The organism is Lactobacillus delbrueckii subsp. bulgaricus (genome assembly GCF_046938665.1).
GTDB lineage: Bacteria > Bacillota > Bacilli > Lactobacillales > Lactobacillaceae > Lactobacillus > Lactobacillus delbrueckii_C.
In genome coordinates this window covers 1-24,901 of sequence record NZ_JBKZCD010000022.1, presented here as the reverse complement: position 1 = coordinate 24,901, position 24,901 = coordinate 1, and the positions used below count along the sequence as shown (strand labels likewise).

Here is a 24,901-nt window from a genome sequence, read left to right as displayed (position 1 = left end):
TTTTGAGTTATCTTGTTTGTTATTTTACTCTAAGAGTTATTTTGGTTCAATTAACTTTGGCCAAAGGAAGCTAATCGCCGTCTTCAAGACCCGCGGGTTCTCCCGCAAGCGGCTGTGCTGGGCCATCGGACCGGTAAATTTCTTTTCTTTGTAGCTTTTTACCTTTGGACTGACCAGGTAGCGCAGAGACTTGGAGGAGGAATTCTTGACCCGGCCGTCGGAGTGACTGCCGTCTTCCAGGTCTCCGTAAACATTCAGCACCTTGGCATGCGGGTAGAGCTTCCTAAGAACCAGCTGCCGCTTGTAGTTGTCGTTCATGTGAATTGGCTTGCCATTCTTGTGGTTGGCCGAGACATACATCCTTTCGCTCCGGACCCCGTTGAAGTGGCCAGCCAGGTAGACGATCTTTTTGATCTTGGGGAAGGTCTGCTTCTGACCATAATCGATCAAGAGGTAATTGATGGTCATGTTCCCCATGGAGTGACCAATTAAGTTCATTTGCTTGAACTTGCAGCTCTTTCGAACAGCCATGATGGCCCGGTAGGCATAAAAGGCTGTCCGCTCAGTATCCAGGTTCCGGTTATCTTCAAAGCCGACTAATACCAGCGGATTCTTGGCTTTTGCTGACAAGGACTCGCTTAATTTTACTTTTCCGTCTTTATCAACGATGGCCTCAATAACTTGCTGGCTCCTGACTTTTCCGCTTCCTTAGCAAAGAATCTCTCCGCCTTAATACTGGAAGTGTAGCCGTGGAAAAAGAAGGTTGGCCGGACCTGCTTTTGCTCACTTTTCTGGCTGGGCTGGAAAATCCCGGACCCGCTAGCCGTTGCCTTCTGGCAAGCTGCCAGGCTAATTCCAGCCAGGAAAATAGCGATTATCGCCCCTAGTTTCTTTTTAAATCTCTTCATATCATTTATTCCCTTGTTCTATCTTTTTCACCTTTATAATTCGCTTCGATTTTACTGGATTTTTTACCAGAAAGTCAATCGAACACTATATTAAGGCGATCGACCTTTTGCCAACAATGGTTTTGATGGGCGCGGCGAAGCCGCGCGTGTGTGTTATAATTATTGTAGTAACAATTAGGATGTTTAAACAAGTGGTAAAAAAGAAAGGAGCATGTCATGTATCCCCACCAGGAAGGCTTTGAGAATTGGTGCCGGGGCCCGCAAAGGCTTAGCCCTAAGTCAATTGAGAACGCCGATTACTGTTTGGACCACTTCTTTACCTATGCAGAAGTGAATTTCCCATCCAGGGACGTTAATGAAATCACGGCCAGCAATGTCCGTGACTACCTGCAGCAGTTGGCGACTAAGGAAAATTTGCAGGTCACGACCGTCAACAAGTATGTCTCCTACATTAAAAAGTACTTCTACTACCTGGCCCTGGCTGGAATTACCCCAACCTATCGTTTACTAGAGCTCAAGGGCTACTCTTTTGAGCGGCGGAAGACCTATGTGATCGACTGGCCAGAGCATTTGCCTACCCTTATCCCCTACGTCAAGCAGCCGCTGACTCTTTGGCTGCTGCAGCTTTTTGCCCTGGGCTATCAGGCTAAGGAACTCTTAGGAATTCGCTATAGCGAGGTGAAAGACAATTTGGGAGAGATGACTGACTACCTGACCGGCACACTTTCCTTTGAAAAGGACCCGGATCCTTATATTTTCGCCTCCAGGTCCGGTGAACCATATGCCAGTACCAACAACATCATGCAACTGGTCAAGGCTGACAAGGACCTCCTCTCCCCTATGCCAATCACTTTGACCAATCTCCGCCTCTCTTATGTCTATTCCTTGATCAGCCAGCAGAAGTATTCTGACAAGGAGCTCCTGGAGATTTTCCGCTGCCCGCCAAAGCGTCTGGCCTACTACCAGTACAATGCAGCCCAGTGCAATCTCATTCCCTTTTCTGAAGAGATGCTAAAAAAGGACGGCCCAAACGCCGCCCCTGCAAGAAAATAGGCTATAATAAGTTAATAGTCAGTAAAAGGAGATTTTTAATCAAATGAAGAAAAAGAATAAGCAAGCAGCTGAAGAAGAAAGCTGGGGCAAATTTTTCCGGGACGTCCTGGTTATGTTCCTGGTCTTTGTCTCAATTTATTATGTTATCTTCTCCTTCTTCTTAGCCAATGAAGTGGTGTCTGGCCCGTCCATGCAACCGACCTTTGAAGACGGCGACCGTTTGATTGCTGTGCGCCACTTCACTCCGAAGAGAAATGACGTTGTCATCATCAAGGCGCCAGACCAGGCAAACGCCATGTACATCAAGCGGGTGATCGGCTTGCCAGGTGACACGGTTCAGTCTAAGAACGACGTCCTCTACATCAATGGCAAGAAGACGGCCCAGCCATACTTGAACAACAAGTACAAGAAGGCCGACCGCTTAGCCGGGGTCAACTACACGAGCAACTTCAAGATCAAGCTGAAGAAGAACCAATACTGGGTCATGGGTGACCACCGGGACGTTTCAAAGGACTCCCGCTACTTCGGCCCAATCAAGCGGAGCAAGATCTTAAGCAAGGTGGTTCTGCGCTACTGGCCAGTTACCCAGATCGGCACTAACTTTTACTAATAAGCAGTAAAGGGATAAAAAATTAGTACACAGAAAACCAAAAGAGTATAGAAAATGATAAACAAGAAGAAAAAGCAAGCAGCTGAAGAAGAGAGCTGGGGCAAGTTTTTCCGGGACGTCTTAGTCATGTTCCTGGTCTTCATCTCAATTTATTATGTGGTCTTCTCCTTCTTCTTAGCCAATGAAGTGGTGTCCGGCCCATCCATGCAGCCAACTTTTGAAGACGGTGACCGTTTGATCGCCGTCCGCCGCTTCACTCCTAAGAAAAACGATGTCGTCATCATCAAGGCGCCTAACCAGCCAGGAGCCATGTACATCAAGCGCTTGATCGGCCTGCCGGGCGACACGGTCCAGTCCAAGAACGACGTCCTCTACATCAATGGCAAGAAGACGGCCCAGCCGTATTTGAACAATAAATACCAAAAAGCTGACCATTTAGCTGGCGTAACTTATACTAACAACTTCAAGGTCAAGCTGAAGAAGAACCAGTACTGGGTCATGGGTGACCACCGGGACGTGTCTAACGACTCCCGCCGCTTCGGGCCGGTTTCCAGAAGCGCGATCTTAAGCAAGGTCGTCCTCCGCTACTGGCCAGTTACCCAGATCAGCAGCAACTTTTACTAAAAAATTCTGAAGCTCCCGCAACAACTTTTCAAAAAATGGTAAAATAAAGTTATTAAGGAGTGAAGATCAATGAAACCAGAAGAACTTTCGGATGCAATTATTGAATTTCAGAGCAAGCACGCTGTGAGCGATACTACCCTGGCCTTTGCCAGCCACCTCTCAGTGGAAAAGGTCCACGCCATGAAGCAAGGGCGGGGCAACTTCACTAGCGATGAAATCAACCAGATGCTGGACTATCTCCAGAGCCAAATGTAAACAACCGGGCCAAACGGCCCGGTTTTCTTTTGCCTTTTTTCTCTGCTCTTCCCCTCTCTCATTTCTTTTTCTTGCCTCATTGTTTCACACTGACTATTTTACATTTTGCGCAAAGTGTAAAAGAACAAAAAGCTTGTTATATCAAGGCTAGCGGTTGATATTTTCTTAACAGCTGCCATATTTATCATTTAACTTTAACCCGCGATTACAAGCGATAAAGCTTGCAATTTCAGCATTCTTCTTCCCGGTTCTGTAAGCCCTTTTCTTCGGATTTTGTTCCACGGCCACTTTTTACCCTATCCCCGGCCAAGTTATTCACAGGCAAAAAATAAGAGCCACCCTAGAGCAGCTCTTATTCTACAGTTATTCTTTTCTCGTCTTACTTGTTCCGGTCAGCTTGCAGTTCAGCCATCTTGATCATGACGTCGACAGCCTTCCACATTGATTCCAGAACCGTGTATTCGTAGCGGCCGTGCATGTTTTCTTCCCCGGCAAAGAGGTTCGGGCAAGGCAGACCCATGTAAGTCAGTTGTGACCCGTCCGTGCCCCCTCTGACCGGTTCTTCGTTGATTTCAGTCAAGCCGCAGGCTCTGTAGGCATCCCGGGCCAGGTCAATGATTTCCATGTGCTTAGCCAGTTCATCAGCCATGTTGTAGTACTGGTCCCACATCTTCAGCTTGATTCTTTCCCCATACTTGGCGTTGAGTTCAGCCACCTTTTCCTTGACCAGGTTCTTCCGGGCTTCCAGGCCGTCGCGCTTGAAGTCACGGATGATGTAGGCCAGGTGGGCGTTGTCAACCGTACCGGAGAAGTCCATCAAGTGGTAGAAGCCTTCTTCGCCTTCAGTCTTTTCCGGTACTTCGTCTTGCGGCAGGGAGTTCTGGAAGTCGATCCCGACTTGAATGGCATTGATCATCTGTCCCTTGGCTACAGCTGGGTGCACGTTAACGCCTTGAATGTCCAGTTCAAACTGAGCTGCTGAGAAGGTCCCCCAGTCCAGCTTGCCCGGGCCTTCCCCGTCAACCGTGAAAGCAAAGGCAGCATTGAAGTCTTCCACGTCAAAGTGCTGAGCACCAGTGCCGATTTCTTCGTCTGGCGTGAAGCCTAAACGGATTTCCCCGTGCTTGATTTCCGGGTGAGCCAGGAGGTATTCCGCAAAGGTAACCAATTCGGCATCCCCGCACTTGTCGTCCCCGCCCAAAAGGGTGTCACCGGAAGCAGAGATAATAGTCTGCCCCTTGTACTTCTTCAAGTTCGGGAAGACAGCCGGGTCCAGGTAGAATTCGCTGTCGCCCAATTGGATCTTGCTTTCCCCGTCGTAGTTTTCAGTAATCTGCGGCTTAACGTTTTCTGAGTTGAAGTCAGCCGTGTCGCAGTGGGCCAAGAAGCCCATAACCGGCACGTCCCAGTCAACGTTGGAAGGAATAGTCGCGATGACCGTACCAGCCTTTTCATTGTAGTGAACGTCACTTAAGCCCAGTTCTTCCAGTTCCTTCATGATGACCATTTGGTAGTCCACTTCTCTTTGGGTGGATGGGAAGCGGTCAGCATGTTCATCTGACCGGGAGTTGATCTTGACGTACTTCAAAAATCTTGGCAGCAAAGTTGGGTATTCCATCTTTTTCTCCTTTTTTACATAAACAAAAATATTTCACTTACTCAAAAATGTTCTGGAAGGGGTCAGTTGATTCAGCACTAATCATGCATTCAAGGTCCCAGCCCTCTTCCTTCTGCCAGGCTCTGAGGCGCTTGGCAGCTTCATACTTGAAGAGCTTCTCCGTGTAGTGGCCAGGGTCAACCACCACTAAACCCGACGAGATCATGTCGTGGCCAGTATGGTAGTAGACGTCACCGGTAATGTAGGCGTCACATTTGTCAGCTAAAGCCTCTCTCCAGAACTTGTTCCCATCCCCGCAGACGAAGGCTACAGTTTCCACCATTTTATCCTGGTCAGCGCAGATCAGGCGAACCATATCCACCCCCATCTTTTCCTTGACGTAGTGGGCAAAGTCAATCGCCTTCATGGCTTCTGGCAAGTGGCCCTTCCGGCCAATGGCGATACCGTCGTCATCTGGGGCAAAGCCAGTTACGTCCAAGAGTCCGAGTTCTTCAGCTTGCCAGTCGCTTGACCCGTCCTGGGCCTTGTCAGAATTAGTATGAATGGAGTAAACGGTGATGCCGTTAGCGATGATCTTGGCGTACATGGCCTTTTGCGGGTCGCTGTAGTCCAGGTTGTTGACGGGACGGAAGATCAAGGGGTGGTGGCTGATAATGAGGTCAGCGCCTCTCTTGATGGCTTCATCAACCACATTTGGCCGGACGTCTAAAGTCACCAGGATCTTGTGGACTGGTGCTTCCAGGCTGCCGATCTGCAGGCCGACCGGGTCACCGGTACTGGCGATACTTTCCGGGAAAGCTTCATTCAGTTTAGCTACAATGTCTTTTACTTTAGTCATTTTCCCCACCTAATTCTGTCTTGATCATGGCCAAGAGCTCTTCAACTTCCTTGATCCGGGTCAGGTCCTTTTCCCGGGCCTTGTTAAGGTTAGCCAGCAGCTTTTGGTAGTAGGCTTCCTGTCCCTGCCACTTCTTATAGAAAACATCAGTCTTGTTCTTTAAGAGCAAGGGACCAAATTCCTGCTCGCGGACAGTTAATTCGTGAACCTGGTCAGTTAAGCGGGCCTTGATCAATTCATAGATGTGGCCTGCTTCATAGACGATGTCTTCAGCGACGATTTCATATTTGTTCTCCATCAGCCAGCGGCGGACGGTGTTTTCACCGATATTGGCTTCAAGGACCAGAGTTGGGTAGTAAACGCCCCGGGAAGCTGCTTCAGAGAGCAGGTTGACCATCAATTTGCCGCCCATGCCGGCGATGACGACCGTGTCGATCTGGTCGCGGTCCTTGATGGTTTCCAGGCCTGAACCCAGCCGAGTTTCAATCTGGTCAGTCAGGCCCGCTTCGGCGATGTCCGTTTTCGCGTTCTCTAAGGGGCCAGCCGCAACGTCACTGGCGATAGCGTGGCTGATCTTGCCGCTTTCTACCAGGAGGATCGGCAGGTAGGCGTGGTCGGTGCCGATATCGGCCAGGCGGCTGCCTGGATCAACCATCTCGGCAAGTCTGTTAAGTCTTAAATTCATTAGTAAAACGCTCCTTTATCCAAAAGTTCATTCTATCATATGCCGACCAGCAAAAGACAGTTTCTGCAAAAAAATAATCCACGTGCTATAATTAGTTGTAGTTTTGTCAGTTTTTGGATGACAGGAGGAAAAGAGATAGGGAAATGGACCGGACGGAGCCTACTACTTTAACTAATATGTGCATGATCGTGGACAAAGACCGGGTTCTGACGATCGACCGGGAGGACCCGGTTTGGCCAGGCCTGGCTTTTCCAGGCGGCCATATTGAAAAGCATGAGTCATTTCATGATTCAGTCATTCGCGAGGTCAAGGAAGAGACCAACCTGGACATAGTCAGTCCCCGCTTGGTCGGCTTCAAGCAGTTTTTTGACAAGCTGGACCGGCGCTACCTGGTCTTCTTTTACCGGGCCGACCAGTTCTCAGGAAGTCTCCACGCTTCAAGGGAAGGCCGCTTGGAATGGGTCAAGCTTAGCGACTTGCCTAAGCGGCAGTTAGCCTACAACTTTGACCGGGACCTGGAAGTCTTTTTAAAGAATGACCTTGATGAGCATGTATTGTTGGACAAGAAGGACTTTTTATATTAATGAGCAAGAAAAAGAAAAATAATAAGAAGAGCAAGCGAATTTGGGGCGGAGTTGTAACGGTGGCACTTTTTGCTGCCCTCTTCGCTTTCGCGGCCGTGTATATCAAGAACTATCCAGTGGAAAAGGATGTCAAGCTGGTCGCCACCCAGCCTAAGGCCTTGAAGGCTAAGAAGACGGTGGCTGAAAAGGACATCTGGGGCTATCCATTCGCCAAGTGTTACACCAAGAAGATCAAGTACTTGTCTGGCCAGCGCTACGGGAAGACCGACGTCTGCCGGCGGGTCTACCCGAAGAAGTCCTACTTCCATGACGGCTGGGACTTTGGCTGGAGCGAGGTCGGCAACAAGGCGGCTGTTTTGGCTATTCACCCGGGGACGGTGAAGAAAGTTGCCTACTGCACGGGCCTGGGCTGGTATATCTGGGTCGTTTCTCCAGACGGCTATGTGGAGGTCTACCAGGAAGGTTTTGCCAACCGGTCAGACATTACGGTTAAGGCCGGTCAGAAGGTCAAGCTGGGCGACAAGCTCGGCCGCCTGACTGACTCCCACCTGCACCTGGGGATCACCAAGACTAGCGCTGACTACATCGGCAAGCATGGTCACCCTTACAAGAACTACTGGCGGGACAACGGCACCTGGCTGAACCCGATTAAGGTGATTACTGACAGCTTGCAGCTGCAGGAAGAAGTTAAGGAATACAACGCTAAAGCAGCCAGCTACAATGCCAAGGCTACCAGCTACAACGAGAAGCTGGCGAGTAAGAAGAAGAAGCTGAAGGCGGAAGAAAGCAAGCACCCTTACCACTACTTGAAGTCATTTATCAAATAGAGATAGAGAAAAAGACGACTGAATGTATCAGCCGTCTTTTTTTGCTCACTTTTTTGCCCTGCCCTTTTCCAGGTCAAGGAGAAGTTTTTTAGCGGCAAGGCCAGCGGCGTAGCCGGTAAGGCTGCCGTCGGCCCCGATGACCCGGTGGCAAGGAATTAAGATCAAGATCGGGTTGCAGTTATTGGCCAGGCCGATTGCCCGGCTGGCATTCTTGTCGCCGGTCATTTCAGCGACCTGCTGGTAGCTTCTGGTCTCCCCGTAAGGAATCTGCTGGAGCTGCTGCCAGACCTTTTGCTGGAAGCTGGTGCCTTCTGGCGAAAGGGGCAGGTCGAATTTTTGTCTTTGGCCGGCAAAGTATTCCTTCAGCTCTCTCATGCAGGCCTTAACCAAGTCTCCGGACGGGTCATTTGGGATAATCCGGTCAGCCGGGACTTGCTCTGTAGCTCGGCCAGCCTTTTTCTCAAGATAATTTTCCGGTTCAACGCAGAGGATGGCCTCTTGGGAAGCAACAATTCTGAGCGGCCCGATTGGCGTGTCCATGATGGCCCGGGAGATATTTTGGGCAAAAAGCTGCCGGTACTTAGCCGGCGGCATCCCGGACAGCTTGCGGAAATGGGCATAAAAGCTGGAGAAGTTAGTGTAGCCGGAATCAGCGGCAGCGTCGAAAACGCTGGCTCCGGCCTGCAGGGCTTGCTTGGCGGCAGCGATTCTCACCTGGATCAAGTATTCTGCCGGCTTCATGTCATAGTAACGCTTGAAGGCCAGGGACATTTGCTTTCTAGTTACGCCCAGCTTTTTCAGCTGTTGGTTAAGCTCTTGCCGGTCACTGAAATATTGGTCAAAGACGGCCTTGCTTGCTTCAGCCAGGTCGCAAGTTTGGACTACCCGCCACATTTCGTTATCATCCATAGCTCTTATCCTCCATTCTCTAGTAGCTTCTACATGAGACTTTAACATATTCAGCATGTGTTTGCTTCCGAAAAAGGCAGATTCAATTGTTAGGACGAAAAAGACGGCTGACCCAAGTCAGTCGTCTTTTAACTCTATGCAATTACTTCTCAATGAATTTGGCTGCTTCCAGGCCGGCAATGCGGCCGGAGTTTACGGCGAAGCCCATAGTGTTGCCTGGCAGGGTAAAGTTGTAGCTGTCAGCGTAGATGGTGTTAGCATCTGATCCCGCGCTGTAGAGGCCTGGAATCACTTGATTTTCGTCATCCAGGACTTGGCAGTTTTCGTCAATCTTAACGCCGCCAACCGTGCCATAAGCACCGCTGTAGAACTTGCCGACCAGGTAGCCACCCTCCCCGGTCAATTTGTGGAGGTAGTCAGGATTCTTGAAAAATTCTCCGTCCTGGCCATGATCACAATAGCTGTTGTAGTCATCGATGGTCTTTTGGAGTTTATCTACCGGGATGTCCAGCTTTTCAGCTAATTCACCGACGCTGTCAGCGGTGATGATGGCCTCATAGCCATTCTCTTCCGCCTTCTTAATCACCGGATCCAGCATCTTAAAGCCAGCAGCTGGATGGACGATGTCCATGATGTCTGGGCCGTCTTCCTGGTACTTTTGCAAAATCGCCCGGTCCATGATGACGTAGGCGTAGTGGCCCGGCTGCAGGAACATGGCATTGCCGGAAAAAGTAGTGTTGCCCAGCATCCCTTCATCCATAAAACGGTCACCCTTCTGGTTGATCATCAGGTTTGGCTGGCGCAGAACCCCGTCAGCGACCATGTATTCCAGGTTATGCGGCAAGATGTAGATCATTTCAACCGTATCACCGTACTTTTGGGCACCGGCATCCCACATCATCTTCAAGCCTTCACCATTGATGCCCGGCACGTTGAAGGTAAAGAAGTCCTTGTCCAGGTTGAAGCCCAAGCGGTCTTTCAGCATTTCAGCGTTTGACCCGTAGCCGCCAGTAGCTACCACAACGGCTTTAGCGTGGATAGTGTACTTGACCGTTTCGCTTTCAGCGACTAAGCCAGTCACCTTGCCTTCTTCAGTCAAAAGCTTTTTAACTGGACTTTCCAGGTAGAACTTAATGCCCAATTCTTCAGCCCGCTTGGTCAAGGCCTTGTTCATGGCTGAGGCACAGCCTGGCCCGATCTTGCCGTCGCCTGGATCAACGATGTGCCAGGTGGCGTTGGATTCCTTGAAGTAGCGGAAAGCCCCAGCGAACTTGACTCCCATGCCTTCCAACCAGTCGATAGTTGAGGCGGACTGCTTGAAGTAGCGGGCGACCAGGCGGCCGTTAACCCGGTAGTGGGTGTATTCCATCTGGTTCTTCAAGGCTTCAGCCACTGAGATTTCATTGAAGTTGGCCTTTTGAATCTTGCTATTGATCCCCAGTGGCCCCATACCCATGTTGGCGGTCCCCCCGGTGATCTTTTCCTTTTCAAAAACCAGGACCTTGGCGCCTTGTTCAGCAGCGGATACAGCTGCAGCTAAGCCCGCTGGGCCAGCGGCAACGATGGCCAAGTCAGTGGTCAATTCTTCACTGGTCTTGTCCTGACTTTCCCCGCTGGCCTCCTGCAGGGCTTTTTTGACAGCAGTCATGATGGCATTGGAAGAAACCGTAGCGCCAGATACGGCATCGACATCGGTCGACTGGGCGGCGATTATTTCGCTGGCGATTACGTCGTTGGCCTTAGACTGGTATTCCCCTGCCCCGACCAGGACTTCTACAGCGCTGATCTTCCCGCCAGTGATGGTGGTAGCTACTTTAACCGGGCCGTGCAGGCCTTCTGCTTCAGTTTGGTACTTTCCGTCTTGATATGACATGGTATTTCTCCTTGCTTTCCTTACTCGTTTTCTTTAACCGCTTACATTGTATCGTGAAGAAAGTATAATAGTAATTAAGCAAGGTATCTAAATCATTAGCAAAAGGTAACTATTTCGAGGAGCAAAAAATGTTTAAAGAGCTGGAAAACGTTGACAATATTGAGATCAGCCATGATTCTTTTATTGAGGAAAATAACGGGGAAAATAGCTCAGACTTTCACTTGGAGTTGGTTGAAGTCCTCACTCCTTGTCACGCGGTCTTAAATAAGCTGCCCTGTCAGCTGGCTGCCTATGATATTGTGATCTCAAGGAAGTTTCCCCGGCTTGCTTTTTTCAACAAAGATGACTTCAGGCTGAGACTGGTCAGTCTGGACTTTAAGCGGCAGGAGGTGCTCGACATGCTCACCATGGCCAATAACGGGCTGGTGCACGACATCTTTAAGGACCTGGACCAGGCGGAGAGCTACGTGCACTATACCGGCCTGGACAAGATGATTTGCCATGAGGGGCTGAACTTCTGCCAGCGAATTGCTGAGGCGGGTGAAGACGGCTATTTCGTGGATTATGAATTGTCTCTGGCCTGCGCGGGCTTTCTGACAGAGCTTTCCCGGCACTACCACGCCAGAGTCCGGCTGGATTCTTCACACTTTCCCAGCAGTAATGTCCACTATGCCAATCCGATGACCAGGACGGGGATGATCATGAATTACCTGGTGGCTAATATTCAAGACGTGACTTTGGAAAAAATGGCCACCCACTTCGGCTACCAGCCCAAGTATTTATCCCGCTTGATCCGGCAGCTTTTTGACCAGACTTTCAGCCAGCTAAAGACGGAGACCCGGGTGTCGATCAGCAAGTCACTCTTGGAGCTAACGACCAAGAGCATCGAGGAGATCAGTGAGATCGTCGGCTACCCTAGCGTCAGCAACTATTACCGGGCCTTTAAACTGGCCACCGGGCTGACGCCGAGCGAGTACAGGAAGATGCGGCGGGAGGGATGAAATAGAGTAAAAAAGAAGTCTGGCAAAAAAAGCCAGGCTTCTTTCTATGATATATTCTCAAAAAGTCATTGGCCCTACTGCTAACAAGGCAGATGGCTTTGGAAGTTATTTAGGCAGATCCTCTTGCATCTGCCGCTGGCGGGCAACTTCTTCACGGACTGCTTGATTTTCGTCGTTCTCCAATCTGCGTAAATCCTGCTCTCTGCCTCGGATAGCTACGCTCTCTCGTACCCGCCAATCAGGGTCAGCGACAAGCCTGTCCAGGTCCTTGTCACGACCCAAAAAAGCGACCATGGACCTTACACTGTAGTCTGGATCATCGATTAATAGGTCAAGGTGTCTCGGCCGGCCCTGCCGGGCAATTTCTTCCCGTATGCACGGATCGGAATCGTTCACCAATACGTCCACGTCCTTCTCACGGCCCCATTCTGCCACTTGGAGGCGGACGTCTCTTTTAGGATCATTGACCAAGACATCGAGGTCCTTGTCACGGCCAATGCTGGCAACAACTTCCCGCACACGCGTGTTTTGGCTTTTAACGAGCTTGTCGAGGTCAGCCGGGCGTTTTAGCCACGGACCGGCAAATTCAAAAGTTTCGCCATCTTCGTCAAAACCGGCAAGCAGCTCTTCTTCAAGTCTATCCATTATTTGCCTTTCTATCACCAAAATGATGGTATGGGTTCTGGGATATTTAGCAGCTTAGCCTTTATTAATAGTTCCGCGTACCTCTGCATTTCGGAAAGTCTGAGCATCCCCAGAACTTAGCCCCATCTGATCTTCTGCTTCTCAGTTTCATCGGCTTACTACAAATTGGACAGGCGGGGACATTGTCTGCCTGCCCCGAATTCTGCTGTACTTTGGGACTAACTTCATCCGCTTCTTGAACAACTTGTTCTTCAGCTTGATCCTCAATTTGAGTATTGTCATCGTAGAGATCAGGATGCTTTTGCTGGTACTTCTTCATTTCGGCAAAGGTCGTATCAGCAACCTTCTTGCCCTTGTACAGTGACAAGTCACCGATCACATAGAACTCTTTCTTTGCCCGGGTTGCCGCAACGTTCATCATATTTGGTTCTTGAACTGCCCAACTTGCAGCACCCGCGCTATCTTTATCAGCACCTAAAACCATGAAGACAATTGGTGCTTCTTTACCTTGGAAGGTATGAATCGTACCGATATTTGTCGCTTTCCCTTTATTATATCTGGTAAAACCAATTTTTCTCAGTTCCTTAGCAAGTTCGCTAGCCACATGCTTGAACGGTGAAATGACGTAGACAACATCTGGCTTGTCTTTATCTAATATGTCTGGGTTTTCCTTAGCCATTTGCAAGATCTTTTGCTTAAGAAATTCCCCTTGTTCCTTAACGTATTTGTCCCTTGCCTTGCCCTTGATGTCATACCAGCCAGTTTTACCGTCTGATTTATTCCCTTGAACCATCAAACCGCCATATGACAGTTCATTGGAAATGTTGAACATCGGATACTTGCATCTTCTGTGAACCCACAGAGGGATCCCGATCCAATCAGTCTTCTCTTTGTCCTTATAGAAGCCATAGTGGCTGGCATTGTCAACCAGAGTTTGAACTGAAGCTGATTCGGAGAGATACTTCTCGCCAACTTCAAAGTGTTTACCGAGCATAGCCAAGATGCCTGGTTCCAGGCCCAAAACTGGCTTAATCTGTGACGGGTCGCCGACGACCATGACGTGGCGGCTGCGGTAGATTGCCCCGACTGCAGCTTGCGGCAGGGCTTGTCCCGCCTCATCGACAAACAAGTGCCCCAAAGATTGCGACTTGATGTTCTTAAACATTGAACCAAAACTTGCAAAAGTTGAGCTGATTACCGGGATCGTAAAGTTAATCCACTCCCAGGCATAGCCGATCAACTCTGGGCTCTTTTCCAAAGCCTTCTTTTGATCTTCCCAGATCATCTTTGCGGAGATAAGGTTCCCCTTATTTTCAAAAAGAAATTGCTTACGTACCCGCAAAGCAGCAACGAACAGCTTGGTTTGCTCAATCCGGTACTCTTCATCAAACCATGGGCTGGAGAGTTGCAGAGACTCATAGTCAGCGCTCATATCCAGAGGCTTGCCAGAATAAGCAGAAATCTCTGATTTTAAGCTAGCAATGCCTTGTTGCTGATCAGCATCCCAAGCAGCAAAAGCAGCCTGCTTAGCTTGAATTTCAGCATCAGAACTTTCAATTGTCCGAGTATTTTGCCTGCTTTCCCGCTTTAAGCCATCTTCTTCAACCTTTAAATCAGCCAGCTGCAGATTTAGGTCTGCCCCTTCTTGATTTAAGGAGTTAATCTGCTCTTTATATTCTTTCTCTTCCGCACTTGGTGCAAAGATGGAGAATAATCCCTTCTTTGGCTTCTTTGCTTCAGTTGCCTTCATCGCAAGGTCGTTACGCTTAAGCTTGTCTGCCAGCTCATCTCGCTGGTCACTAAGGTCTCTTAGCTTTTCCTCCAGCTGAGGTTGCTTGCTTTGAGCTTTAGATACCGCGTCTTTAATATTGGTAATCTCGCAATCCAAACTCTGCTGACGGTTCTGTTTTTCAGCATCGTAGTTACTGCTCAGCTGGTCAAGTTGATTATATTTTTGGGCAAAAACTTCTGCTTTATTACGCAGTGCATGAACTTTTTGATATTGATCAGCAAAATCCTTATATGCCTGGGTGTCTGGAATGTAATCGTCTTTTAAGTACTGGTATACAGCACTTAAGTAGTCACAAATCTGCTTCATATTAGCTGATTTGCCACCCTCAAGTGAGAATAAGCCCCAAAATTTATCAGGATCTTCGTTAGCTTCTATATTCAGCTTAGCCTTCCCATTTTCCCACTCTGTCTCAACTTTGGAGTTGGAAAGCTCACGGAAATAGTCGATATCCTTGAACTTACTATCTAAGTTCTCAACTAGCGGCAGTTCATTAACAATGTTTTGAACCGCACCGTTGTTTGAACTAGCAACAACAATACTATTTTCGGTGATCTTGTCTGGAAGAATGCTGATTTCCTCACCGTTGCGTTTGATCGCCTTGTCATCTCCAAGACCAACGATGTCTCTAGCTTGCTCGACGACTAGTTCAGCAAAAATATCTTTCAGTAGCGTCGTCTTGCCAGTGCCTGGAGGGCCATTGACACTCTGAATCTGTTGCTTATCAGCTTCGGTCGCCATGGTTGCTATGTTAACTGCCGTCTGTTGCATAAAGGACAAGGCATATTTTGTTTCGCTCGGGAATCTGCCCAAAGGGTAGTTCTTAGGTTCCAAAATCTTTTTGAAAGCGTCAGGATTGAAACTTGGAGAATCCTTCTTGGAGTCCAGATTAATTCGTTCACCGGTTTGGTTGCCAAGCAAATATTGGCGCAAATTTTCACTATCAACGCCCTTGGCATATTCCAAGTCATTGATGAAGAACGAATGCAAGTTAGTAGCATCAGTCTCCAGGTTACGGACTACTTGGAACCGGCTTATTTCTTGCTTAAAGCCGCATTTAGCAAATACTTTTGCTACAGCTTCATTGAACTTCTCCCTCTTTTGAGAGCTATCAGCCTCATTGGCTTCTTCAAAAATCTTTTTGAGCTTATCATCCGTCAAGTCTTGCTCTACTGCTTGGAACGCGGTTTCGTTTGGTACCTTTTGTTCCTTGAGAATGTAGCTGCTCTCAGTATAGAAAGTTTTCTTATCATCAAAGTTCAAATCTCTGTCAAAATACAGAGCTAACGTGAACTTATTACCGTAGTTGATCGGTTCTACTGGGGCATCCAACTTATATTTACTCCGCAAGAAGTCGACCACCTTGGTGAAGTCGAAAATGTCGAAGTAAAGAACCAGCCCACCATTCTTTCCGATCTTGTTCTTGCTTAATTGCTTTTGGAACAAGTCATAGTAGTCTGCTTGGTTCAAATCATCGAATTTATACATCAACCTGTCCTTAAGATCAATGTCACCTTCTGAGAGGTGCTCAACCATGATCCAAGACTCGAGAATTTTCTCCTTATCAGCCATAATTATCTTTCCTCATTAATTTTATAGCAGTATGATTAATTCAAAAGAAATGAATATACTTAATCCACTTCTTTTATGCCGCATAAATCCAGCATTTTAGGTCATGATGCTATCTTTAACATCTTACTAGCTTTACTTTAAAGTTTTTCTGTTAAAAAAACAATATTAAATATCAAAAAATGACTTCGGTGTGATTACCGAAGTCATTTTGGCAGGTTATCTGCTAGTTCTTTTCGCTGGTCTGGCTATGAATGCCTTTTAAGTAGCTGTTCTCAACACGAAGGATACGGTTCTCACGTTGAAGGCTGTCACGTTCTGCCTTCAGCTCTTCTATCTCTAGATCCGTATGAATACTGTCTTTTGCTTTTTGGCGAAAGCGAAGAGTACAAAGCACAAGTGCTGTGGCTGACAAAACCAAACTGATAGCGCTCAAAATATACCTTACGTTACTACTCATTCTTTTCTCTCCGTAACAAATTCAAAAAAGCATTCCACCTTGCTCATGGTGAGATTGCTAGTCTTCAGACATCCACCTTTTTTAATCCTCAAAAAAGACCATCGCAATCAATTTTATCAGGACAGTCGCTATGATTGCATATGAGGCATTAATTATTACGCGTTTTTTCAGTTTTTCGCTCATCTTTTACTCCCCTTGTCAAATTCCTTTTTCTGACTAAAATAATACCGCAACAAGTGGCCAAAATGCAGCTTTGCCAATGATAGTATTTCACTTTTTATCACATTCATGTTATCTACTAATGAGGGGCAAAATTGTCCCTCTCATATTTCTTGTCATAGAATGAGATGAAATGTGGCATACCTAGCTTCAAAGGATAGCTAGATCTTAGCTGTCTTTGATTGCCACAATTCCTTAGCTGGAACGAAAAACGCGAAATTGGTTTAACCACCATTTATCGCGTTTTTTTGTGCGCTCAAATATTAGTGAGTAATCTTTACTCTACAACCCTGTCCTTGCCTGCTGCCTCTTCCAAAGCCTGCTGCAGGGCTGGGTCAACAGCGTGAAGATACAAGCCGTGAACTCCCCGGGTCAAGAGAACATTCAGTTCGTTTGGCAACAGATCTTCCGCAAAGTTTTCCTTAGTCCCATCCGCGAAAGTACGATACTGAACAGCATCTTTATTGCAGCTCTCTGCAGGAACATGGACAATTTTGCCATCCACCAGTTTAACAGAAGGTCCAATTTCAACACCAACATAGTTGAGGTCAAAGCCTTGGACTGTGTAGGTTGAACCGATCTCATCAATTGTCACTGGCTGTTGTGCCCACGACAGCTCCTTGTAGCTAACGCCATCGTCAGTTCTTCTCGGCTTTTCAACTTGGTAATTCCATGGCATCTTCCAGTCACCTTCACTGACTTGCCAGTATTTAGAGCCATCCTTTGGACTGCTCTGGCTGGAATATTCCCAGTCGTAAGTTGCAACCATCCGGCTTATACCATTATTTTGGTCATCGTTCTTTTTTTGGATGGCATTTTGCATATCTTGGGGCTTCTTGAAGACTTTGATTTCATATTTATTATCTTCCGGAACCTTGTCAATCAAACCCTCGTTAATGACATTATTCAACCATTCAATAGTCTGAGGCTCAGCATCGATCCGCATTTGGTTGTGCAAATGGATAACGTTCTCTTCTCCAATGCTGTCTATAAGTTTTTGGAATGAATTGCCTTGCCAAACTTGAGTTTTAGAAAGCACCTGCTTTTTATCATAAATGGCAACAACAATTTTTGCACGCTGGCGAATATCTGTCAGCATGTTAGCCGTATCTGAAGTGTAGCCTTGATTTTTCTGAGTTCTCAGCAGGTGCGCTTCATCAACAAATGCCACGTCTACCGGATCATCTGGGGAATAATGATTAATAAAGCTTGCTGGTTTAAGAACGCTCTTTTCATCCCCGATACCAAGCTTCTTAGCAATCTGCTGGTAAACTTTAAGTTGTTCATCATGGTTGACCATCATTGCCAAAGAGATCTTATTGCCATCTTTGCCAGTCAATTTAGCCAAGTCATAATAAACGTTGCTCATCAAGACGGTCTTACCAGCACCAGCATCCCCGGTAACTAAGATAAGCTTACCTGTCTCATTCTTATCCAAAGCCTCTTGAACGCGCTGAAGAATCAGATCCTTAGCCTTGTTCTGTTCCTGCGTCAATTTGTTAAAAGGCGAAGCTTTAAAAATCGCTGAATTTTCAATTTCTTTTCTGGCTGGAAAAAGATACTTGTAGTCTTTTTTCGCTGCTAAAGTATCCCAGATCTTATTGAAAATCGGCACAAACTCATCTTCTGTGTAATACATCCGCTGAGCGTTTTCACGGCGGTTATTTAAGTGAGAGACCGCATCGACACTACTCAAGTACTGCATCATGCGGTTTTCAATGTCCAGGGTTAGTGACTTGTTGAAGTGCTTATGGCCAATGACAAACATGTGGGCATTATTGGCGTTCTTCAAGCCCTGCCAGTCTGTTCTGCGTTCTGCATCCCCATTCAAGTGTTCCAGAGTACGCCGCTGAATATCAATGGTTTCTCCGACATAAACGGTATAGTCATGACGGTACTTGCTCTGCTTGCCCGGTTGGTCAATGATATAGACAGTCGGGTAATCGATCAAATATTCTTGATCTGCCTTGTCTGCGTATGCTTGACGAATCTCTTCATTGATTTGCTTAGCATTGTCGTCGCTATATTGAGTTTCGTAGATTATTGGTTCGTCAACTTTCATTTTGCTTCATCCTATCACATTGAATATGTTCTATAGCCTTTACTTTAAGGTGTTTTCGTTAAAAAGGCAATATTGTAGTAAAAAAATCCTTCTGGGGATTTTTCTAGAAAGATTACAGTTAATGCTTAATGCGCGCCATTTTTTTCAATCTATAACGGCCAAAAGGTTAATACCTGTGCTAAGATAAGCGTGTAATCAATTACCCGAGGAGAGATAAATTATGGCAACAATGTCAAACGGCATCATTGGTGATGCCAATTTAATAAATCTAAAAGAAATGCCTGTATAGAAGATCCGGTCAGAATTAACTGTGTTCATGACCCCAGATGAAAAAGTCATCCAAGCATTTAAAACGGTTCGTGACCAGGTAGTCTTCACGAACAAGCGTGTTCTCACCGCTAACGTGCAGGGGCTGACGGGAAAGAAAGTTTCGTACTTCTCTTATCCATATTCGAAGGTTCAGTATTTCGGCGTCGAAACAGCGGGAGTTTTGGACATTGATAGCGAACTGGTTCTCACTTTTAGTAATGGCTCAGTCCTTCAGTTCGATTTTAGATCGGAAGTAAACATAAGAGAAATCTGTGCAACGATTTCTCAGTATATTTTATAGAGTTGCCCCTCTAGCTATTCGCAACTGCTAATAAGCGCTACAGATGCTTCTCATTTTTCCTATACGTAAGCAAATAAAATAGTCCAGTTGATGCAAAGTCAACTGGACTATTATTTTGAATATCTCTACCTGTACATCGTAAGATCGATTTGTAACAAAATTGCTACTTGACTCACTAAAGGAAAACAAGTCCTAATCTTCTTCATAGTAGTAGTCATCCAGCTTGTAAGTCGTTACGGGATGAATCTTCAGTTGGTACTTTTCGATTAAGTCGGTCAGCGCCTGCCCATCAATCAACGTTACAGGCCGATCCCCCTGCACTGCCATAGCTCTTGCTTGAGGCGTAAAATAGCTTGTCGTAATAAAAATTCCATACTCAGCTTTTTGCAGGTACATCGAGCCAATGAAGTCCCTAATCTGAGCTTCTCCAACATTTGCTGAATCATATCGCTTACACTGGATCGCAACTCTACTAGTTCTAAAGTCATCTGATTGGAAATAACCAAAACCATCTAAGCCATGATCACCAGAAAGAGCAACTCCAATGCTCTTATCCATCTTTACGCCCATTTCAGTAACAAGTAAACGCGAAAAGCGTTCAAATTTTGCTGGACTAAACTTTTTGATTGCGTTCAGAAGCTCAGTCTTCCAAGCGTCATCGGCCTCATCTTGATCTGCTAATTCATCTAAAGCAGTATCGTCGTCAGTCTGTTCCGCTGTTTCAGCGTCCAGAGATTTGCTGAGCTCTGTCTTTTTCTTCTGGCTCTTAGCATGCTCTTCCCAGTACTTAGCTACTGCCTTATCCTGTTCTTTTGTTCGATAAGTTGAGAGATCAAAATTTATACCTAGTTGGCTTAACTCAACATCTTTGCCACGAGATAAAGCCTTCACCATTCCAGCAGCATACAAATTCTTGAAGCTAAAATTGAAGTCAAACATGAATGGACAGTATTCTTTACCTGATTTGGCACTGGTGACCATGCCATAGACGTCTTCTTGCGTGAAACCGTCATAGCCGTTGTCAGCGATCAGCCTTCTAATTTCTTTCCGACTACCACTGCCACCCATTTCTCTCAATGCTAAAACAATTGCTTTTTCCGCGCTTCTTCTTTCATATGTCATTTTTTCTACTCCAAAACCAAATTATTTTTTCTTTGACTTCATTATACCCTACCAACTACATTTTACTTGGTATGATCAGCCTCATCGCACACCTAGGAACTCTCCCTAAGCAATTAGAGAGAGCCATCATCTCCATTCCCCTACATCATCGTCTGCTCAATATAGTGCGCGATATTCTTCCCGGCACGGGCATCGCTTGGCGTCTTGGCCACCGTGGTGTTGTAGCGGTCATCGCCAAAGTAGGTCAGCCGGTAGTGCTTGCCGTCTTCTTCGATCCCAAAGCCGAAATCCTGCAGCGCTTTCCGGGTCTTGGCATCCATGATCGTGTAGTTCTTCAGAATCCTCTGAATCTCAGCCTTCTTTTTCCGGTAGACGCCTTGATAGTTATTTTTCTCGATCAGGTCTGAAAAAACATCGCTTCTTCTGCTACGTTTCGCAACCCCACGGTCTAGCTCATCAGCTAAGACCGACAGCACCAGCTCCTTGATCTCGCCTGGATAGAGGTCTTCCTCATCCCCCATGACCAAAACCGGCCGCTTGTCCATCTCGCCAAACTTACTGTGCAAACCCGCGTTTTCAGCCCGCAGTGCCTCATTCTCCTGGGTCAAGCTGTCAATCCGCTCCTGCAAAGTTTTCAGCTCATCATCAAATTCAGAGTAGACCTGTTCTTTCTCCGTTTCAGCCTGCTCCCGCTCTTCTCTCTGGCTCTCCAGCCGGTCCCTGGAAATTGCGTTTAAGACGCCATCCCAAGTATAAGCCCCATCTACCTGCTGGCAGTTGCAGTACGTCATAACCGCGTATATCACGATCTCCAACATATTTTTTCTCTGCACCGCGGAATCCTTATACCAAAAACGCTTCGGCTGAACGGCCTTGTTTGGATAGTAGACCCCTACTGCCCCGTAATGCTCATTCAGCTCTTTGCTTGCTTCGTCGTAGTTCGGACTCTCTTGAACCAGCACATGTGCCACGCCCTTGAGCTTGCTGGCCAGCAAATTCACGTCAACTGGATACTGTCCCCGCTTAGTGTTTGACACATACACCACCGGCAGCTGGTAGGACGACTCGCCCTTAATTACTTTCGCCAGCAGATCGGAGTTATTTTTGCCAACAGAAATCGGCTCTCTGGCAACCGCCAGATCCCCATCTGCTTGCAGATGCCCTTCCTCAATCAAAAAAGTCAAAAAGTGCGGGGTAGAAAATTCCTGGTCCAGGTCATTTGCATCCCCGGCGAAACTCCGGTCCAGCTGGATGTGCATCTTACCCGCGGCAAAATTCATTACATAATCGCTGTTCCAGATCCGGCCGTTTTCCTCAACTTTTTGATATCGGATAGCGACAGTATTGCCATTTCTGTACTCCTCGATCTCCAGCCAATGCTGGTCATCCCCGTACCTGACATTCATCTGCCCGTCCCAAACCAGACCCGGAATAATGTTCTCCTCGTACTGGCTCTCCTGGTTCCACTTGATCACCAACTGAATGAACTTTTCCTTAGTCAGCGTATCGTTAACATCAAGCATGGTCGAATACAGCAGCATATTTTTTCCCTCCTCTAAAGCAAAGTTAACGGTTACATTTCAATTATAGCCTATCAAACTGGAGTTTGCATCTACTCTATTAAAAAACTCTCTCTAAGCAAATAGAGAGAGTTAATTTGTATTGGAGAAAAAATGTACTTAAGTCAGAGCTGCCGGCTTAGAAGAAGAATGGCATCCAAGCGCAGGAGCGGAAGCAACGGTGCACTGCGAAGAATGGGCGGCAGCTGTAGCTGCGGTAACTGTAGTAGTGAACCCGGACAACTACAACCACAACGTAACGTTGGCAAGTTGGAGTAGTTGGCTTGCTTGGTTCAGTTGGAGCAGTAGGTGCAGTAGGCGCAGTTGGGGCGGTTGGAGCAGTTGGTGCAGTAGGCGCAGTTGGGGCAGTCGGTGCAGTTGGTGCCGTTGGTGCAGTTTCGGCAGTACCAGCAGTACCAGCAGTGCCTGCAGTGCTTGCAGTACCAGCAGTACCGGCAGTACCAGCAGTGCCAGCGGTACCGGCAGTACCAGCAGTACCGGCAGTGCCAGCAGTACCTGCAGTACCTGCAGTGCCACCAGTCGGAGCAGTTTCAGCAGTGCCTGCGGTTGGCGCAGTTGCTGCAGTTTCAGCAGTACCGGCAGTTGGAGCAGTGGCTGCAGTTTCAGCAGTAGCAGCAGTTTCAGCCAGGTCGCTAGCTAACTTCTCTGAAGTTGCCGCGGTTTCAGCCTTGCTTGCCGTGTCGGCAGTAGTAGCTTCGGAAGCTTGACTTGCCGTAGTCGCTTCGCTGGCTGTACTTGCTTCAGTAGCCTGACTTGCAGTAGTCGCTTCGCTGGCAGTCGTTGCTTCAGTAGCCTGACTTACAGTAGCAGCCGTGTCAGAACTAGTGCTAGTAGTCTGCTCAGTAGTAGTTTGCGCGCTTTGTACTTGCACGCCAGTCGTGTTCGACGCGTCGTTTACATCATCAGCCTTAACGCTGCTGCCAAAGGCAAAGAACATCCCTAAAGTGGCACTAGCCACCATTAAAGTTGACTTCCATTTTTTCATGAGACTTTCCTCCCGATTTTTCTCTTAATTCCATGTGTCGTCTTAACCCAGTTAGTCCGTCCGCTAATTTTTTTACAAAAAGCGATCACGATCGCCGGGTAAAGCAAGTAATTGTAAATAGCAAAAGTTATCACGGTCCAAACCAGCAAGCCATATTGCTTGCTCTGGCTTGCCCGCTGGTATTGCACGATGATGTAGGCGTTAAAGGTCAGATTAATCCCCACGATCACCGCTAATAGCCGCCAGTAGTCATAGAAATTGCCCAAGGTAAAGACCAAGACGGCCAGACTGGCAATACCCGTAAATAGCGTGACAAAAGGTATCAGCATGTAAAAAGTCATCTCCGCCTTAGCTGGCAGATTGATAAAAGGACTCCGCAGCACCCGGCTCCAGTAGCCAAAGAGGCAGTCAAGCCCGCCTTGCGTCCATCTGGCCCGCTGCTTGATAAAGGGACGGGGCTTGTCGATGGCCTCTTGATAAACCACCGCATCCCCGGCATACAAAGTCTTCTTCCCCTCCATCAAAAAGCGGGTACTGAACTCAAAATCTTCCAGCAAGGCGTTGCCCCATGGCCGCTGAGCCGTCACCGAGGAAACCCGGATAAACTGGCCATTTCCCGAAGCCGCCGCGTTGCCTAAGCGGTTTCTGGTATTCTGAATCCAGTCGTTGATGACCGTGAACTCAATGTCCTGCATGATCTGCAGCCAGTTTCTGGTCTCCAGCATCCCTACCCTGGTCTGGAGCAGGTCCAGTTTTTCATCCTGGGCAAAATACTGGATAACCTTCTGGTAGCTTTCTTCCGCCATGTAGGCATCCGCGTCCAAAACGCCGCAGATCAAATGATCCCGGTCCCTGCTACCTAAGACAACTTGCTGGTAGGCCCAGTTAAGAGCATTGCCCTTGCCTGTCTGGGCCTGGGGCAGCTGCCTTTGCAGTAGCTGGATTTTCCCGCCTGCCTGCTTGCTAAAGCTTTTGACCAGCAAGGCCGTGGCGTCACTGGACGCGTCATCGATGATGACCATTTTTACATTGGGCAAATTCGCCGTTTCCCTTAAAAACAGGCGCATAGTCTGCTCGATGATTCCTTCTTCATTCATGGCCGGGACCAGCAGGATCAACTGGTAGCCCTTGGCTAACAGGGGCTCAAGCTCAATTGACTTGCCGTTTTGCCCCGCCACCAGCAGCAAGAAGACCCAGAGGACATAAATGATAACGCCTGTTAGTGATATTTCAAAAATCGTCTGGTTGATAAATCAACACCCCCTTTGAAGTAATGGGGGCTACTTAACCTTAACAGCCTTGGCTGCAGTCGCCGCCGTAGCCGCGGTTGCGGCAGTGGCTGCTGTGTCAGCCGTTGCGGCAGTAGCCGCGGTAGCTGCAGTTGAAGCAAGAGATCCGTAGCCTGGGATACCCGGTTTGCCTGGAATGCCCGGCTTGCCCGGTACGCCTGGCTTACCTGGAACTCCTGGCTTGGCTGGGATACCTGGAATTACTGCCCAGCCTTCACCAAGGGCGCCGCCCCCTGCTGCTTTTTCAGCAGTAGCCGCGGTAGTTGCTACGTCAGCGTTTTTGGCAGTTTGCGCGACGGCTGCCGTGCTGCCAGCAGCTGCTGGAGTCAAGGCGTCCGCGATAGCACTCGGCAGGCCAGTTTGCGATAAGGCAATCAGGGATGCTGGAACAATAGCCAACTTAACAATCTTCTTGATGTTCATGTTTTTCCCTCTCCATCTCATCTCTATTAAGCAATGTTTCTATTCTTACTAAGGAATATTATAATAATCGTGGTTTTAGATTGCAATATCTGCATGAGAGTATAGCAAAAGAAGAAAGCTGTTTAATCATATTCTTACTTGAACCCCTTTCTCTCGCCTGCCATTCACTTTTTTACAGTCCTATACATTATTTATTGCTTATTGAATTTAACTTTTTCTGGTCAACCTGCTTCACCGTTATTATTTTTCGCGCAAAAAAATCCTCCAAGCTGCTTGCTTGAAAGGATTTGGGTAGATTTAGACAGATATAAAGTGCTTTATTGATTTTTTACAAAAATGATGTGACCCCCAAAATTGGGACAT

The 24,901-nt window shown here is 47.6% G+C and carries 24 protein-coding genes; 8 read left to right on the top strand and 16 right to left on the bottom strand.

What is annotated here, in order from left to right:
- Nucleotides 1–36: 36 nt before the first annotated feature.
- Both ACLUXO_RS08195 and ACLUXO_RS08190 read right to left on the bottom strand, forming a co-directional pair.
- Nucleotides 37–669, bottom strand: coding sequence for an alpha/beta hydrolase (locus ACLUXO_RS08195; protein WP_412137136.1), 633 nt, complete (start codon nt 667–669; stop codon nt 37–39).
- Nucleotides 645–908: a hypothetical protein gene (locus ACLUXO_RS08190; protein WP_412137128.1), complete on the bottom strand. Its 264-nt coding sequence runs from the start codon at nt 906–908 to the stop codon at nt 645–647. The genes ACLUXO_RS08195 and ACLUXO_RS08190 overlap by 25 nt, the downstream gene beginning before the upstream one ends.
- 216 nt (nt 909–1,124) lie before the next feature.
- On the opposite strand from ACLUXO_RS08190, the gene ACLUXO_RS08185 reads away from it, so the two are divergent.
- From ACLUXO_RS08185 to ACLUXO_RS08170, 4 genes are all read left to right on the top strand, one after another.
- Nucleotides 1,125–1,961, top strand: coding sequence for a site-specific integrase (locus ACLUXO_RS08185; RefSeq protein WP_412137127.1), 837 nt, complete (start codon nt 1,125–1,127; stop codon nt 1,959–1,961).
- 43 nt (nt 1,962–2,004) lie between these two features.
- Nucleotides 2,005–2,571, top strand: coding sequence for a signal peptidase I (gene lepB / locus ACLUXO_RS08180; protein ID WP_412137126.1), 567 nt, complete (start codon nt 2,005–2,007; stop codon nt 2,569–2,571).
- A 54-nt stretch (nt 2,572–2,625) separates the two neighbouring features.
- Nucleotides 2,626–3,195: a signal peptidase I gene (gene lepB, locus ACLUXO_RS08175; protein WP_412137125.1), complete on the top strand. Its 570-nt coding sequence runs from the start codon at nt 2,626–2,628 to the stop codon at nt 3,193–3,195.
- Nucleotides 3,196–3,264: 69 nt separating this feature from the next.
- Nucleotides 3,265–3,450: an LBP_cg2779 family protein gene (locus tag ACLUXO_RS08170; RefSeq protein ID WP_279189530.1), complete on the top strand. Its 186-nt coding sequence runs from the start codon at nt 3,265–3,267 to the stop codon at nt 3,448–3,450.
- A gap of 379 nt (nt 3,451–3,829) precedes the next feature.
- Here the strand turns inward: ACLUXO_RS08170 and pepT are convergent, their stop codons facing one another.
- The 3 genes from pepT to ACLUXO_RS08155 are packed head-to-tail and all read right to left on the bottom strand — an operon-like array spanning nt 3,830 to nt 6,591.
- A complete protein-coding gene (gene pepT, locus ACLUXO_RS08165) occupies nt 3,830–5,068 on the bottom strand; it encodes a peptidase T (RefSeq protein ID WP_003618234.1) in 1,239 nt (412 codons plus the stop codon).
- A gap of 37 nt (nt 5,069–5,105) precedes the next feature.
- Nucleotides 5,106–5,906 carry a Nif3-like dinuclear metal center hexameric protein gene (locus ACLUXO_RS08160; protein WP_412137124.1) on the bottom strand — a complete coding sequence of 267 codons (801 nt, stop codon included), beginning with the start codon at nt 5,904–5,906 and terminating at the stop codon, nt 5,106–5,108.
- Nucleotides 5,899–6,591 (bottom strand): tRNA (adenine(22)-N(1))-methyltransferase, encoded by a 693-nt coding sequence (locus tag ACLUXO_RS08155; protein WP_412137123.1) that lies wholly within the window; start codon nt 6,589–6,591, stop codon nt 5,899–5,901. The genes ACLUXO_RS08160 and ACLUXO_RS08155 overlap by 8 nt, the downstream gene beginning before the upstream one ends.
- A 143-nt stretch (nt 6,592–6,734) precedes the next feature.
- Here ACLUXO_RS08155 and ACLUXO_RS08150 point away from each other — a divergent pair, with 143 nt between their 5' ends.
- Both ACLUXO_RS08150 and ACLUXO_RS08145 read left to right on the top strand, forming a co-directional pair.
- Complete coding sequence (locus ACLUXO_RS08150) at nt 6,735–7,175, top strand: 8-oxo-dGTP diphosphatase (RefSeq protein ID WP_412137122.1); 441 nt, start codon at nt 6,735–6,737, stop codon at nt 7,173–7,175.
- Nucleotides 7,175–8,002, top strand: coding sequence for a M23 family metallopeptidase (locus ACLUXO_RS08145; RefSeq protein WP_412137121.1), 828 nt, complete (start codon nt 7,175–7,177; stop codon nt 8,000–8,002). Before ACLUXO_RS08150 ends, ACLUXO_RS08145 begins: the two co-directional genes overlap by 1 nt.
- Nucleotides 8,003–8,047: 45 nt before the next feature.
- Here the strand turns inward: ACLUXO_RS08145 and ACLUXO_RS08140 are convergent, their stop codons facing one another.
- Nucleotides 8,048–8,911, bottom strand: coding sequence for a methylated-DNA--[protein]-cysteine S-methyltransferase (locus tag ACLUXO_RS08140; RefSeq protein ID WP_412137120.1), 864 nt, complete (start codon nt 8,909–8,911; stop codon nt 8,048–8,050).
- Between the two features lie 142 nt (nt 8,912–9,053).
- A complete protein-coding gene (locus ACLUXO_RS08135; RefSeq protein WP_412137119.1) occupies nt 9,054–10,784 on the bottom strand; it encodes an FAD-dependent oxidoreductase in 1,731 nt (576 codons plus the stop codon).
- Between the two features lie 128 nt (nt 10,785–10,912).
- On the opposite strand from ACLUXO_RS08135, the gene ACLUXO_RS08130 reads away from it, so the two are divergent.
- A complete protein-coding gene (locus tag ACLUXO_RS08130) occupies nt 10,913–11,785 on the top strand; it encodes a helix-turn-helix transcriptional regulator (RefSeq protein WP_412137118.1) in 873 nt (290 codons plus the stop codon).
- A gap of 105 nt (nt 11,786–11,890) precedes the next feature.
- Here ACLUXO_RS08130 and ACLUXO_RS08125 read toward each other — a convergent pair whose 3' ends face one another.
- The 4 genes from ACLUXO_RS08125 to ACLUXO_RS08110 form a co-directional block, all read right to left on the bottom strand.
- Nucleotides 11,891–12,430, bottom strand: coding sequence for a hypothetical protein (locus tag ACLUXO_RS08125; RefSeq protein ID WP_412137117.1), 540 nt, complete (start codon nt 12,428–12,430; stop codon nt 11,891–11,893).
- A 64-nt stretch (nt 12,431–12,494) separates the two neighbouring features.
- A complete protein-coding gene (locus ACLUXO_RS08120) occupies nt 12,495–15,791 on the bottom strand; it encodes an AAA domain-containing protein (protein ID WP_412137116.1) in 3,297 nt (1,098 codons plus the stop codon).
- Nucleotides 15,792–16,014: 223 nt separating this feature from the next.
- Nucleotides 16,015–16,248, bottom strand: a complete 234-nt coding sequence (locus tag ACLUXO_RS08115; RefSeq protein WP_412137115.1) for a hypothetical protein — start codon at nt 16,246–16,248, stop codon at nt 16,015–16,017.
- A gap of 496 nt (nt 16,249–16,744) precedes the next feature.
- Nucleotides 16,745–18,529, bottom strand: coding sequence for a DUF2075 domain-containing protein (locus ACLUXO_RS08110; RefSeq protein ID WP_412137114.1), 1,785 nt, complete (start codon nt 18,527–18,529; stop codon nt 16,745–16,747).
- Nucleotides 18,530–18,821: 292 nt separating this feature from the next.
- On the opposite strand from ACLUXO_RS08110, the gene ACLUXO_RS08105 reads away from it, so the two are divergent.
- A complete protein-coding gene (locus ACLUXO_RS08105; RefSeq protein WP_412137135.1) occupies nt 18,822–19,139 on the top strand; it encodes a PH domain-containing protein in 318 nt (105 codons plus the stop codon).
- A gap of 192 nt (nt 19,140–19,331) precedes the next feature.
- Here the strand turns inward: ACLUXO_RS08105 and ACLUXO_RS08100 are convergent, their stop codons facing one another.
- From ACLUXO_RS08100 to ACLUXO_RS08080, 5 genes are all read right to left on the bottom strand, one after another.
- Complete coding sequence (locus ACLUXO_RS08100) at nt 19,332–20,261, bottom strand: restriction endonuclease (protein WP_412137113.1); 930 nt, start codon at nt 20,259–20,261, stop codon at nt 19,332–19,334.
- Nucleotides 20,262–20,401: 140 nt separating this feature from the next.
- Complete coding sequence (locus ACLUXO_RS08095; protein ID WP_412137112.1) at nt 20,402–21,802, bottom strand: hypothetical protein; 1,401 nt, start codon at nt 21,800–21,802, stop codon at nt 20,402–20,404.
- 157 nt (nt 21,803–21,959) lie between these two features.
- Nucleotides 21,960–22,826 (bottom strand): hypothetical protein, encoded by an 867-nt coding sequence (locus ACLUXO_RS08090; protein ID WP_412137111.1) that lies wholly within the window; start codon nt 22,824–22,826, stop codon nt 21,960–21,962.
- Entirely contained in the window at nt 22,823–24,004 is a 1,182-nt protein-coding gene (locus ACLUXO_RS08085; protein WP_412137134.1) for a glycosyltransferase family 2 protein, read from the bottom strand. The genes ACLUXO_RS08090 and ACLUXO_RS08085 overlap by 4 nt, the downstream gene beginning before the upstream one ends.
- A gap of 102 nt (nt 24,005–24,106) precedes the next feature.
- The gene (locus ACLUXO_RS08080) at nt 24,107–24,538 is read right to left on the bottom strand and encodes a hypothetical protein (RefSeq protein ID WP_412137110.1); all 432 of its coding nucleotides are present in this window, start codon (nt 24,536–24,538) and stop codon (nt 24,107–24,109) included.
- Between the last annotated feature and the right edge of the window lie 363 nt (nt 24,539–24,901).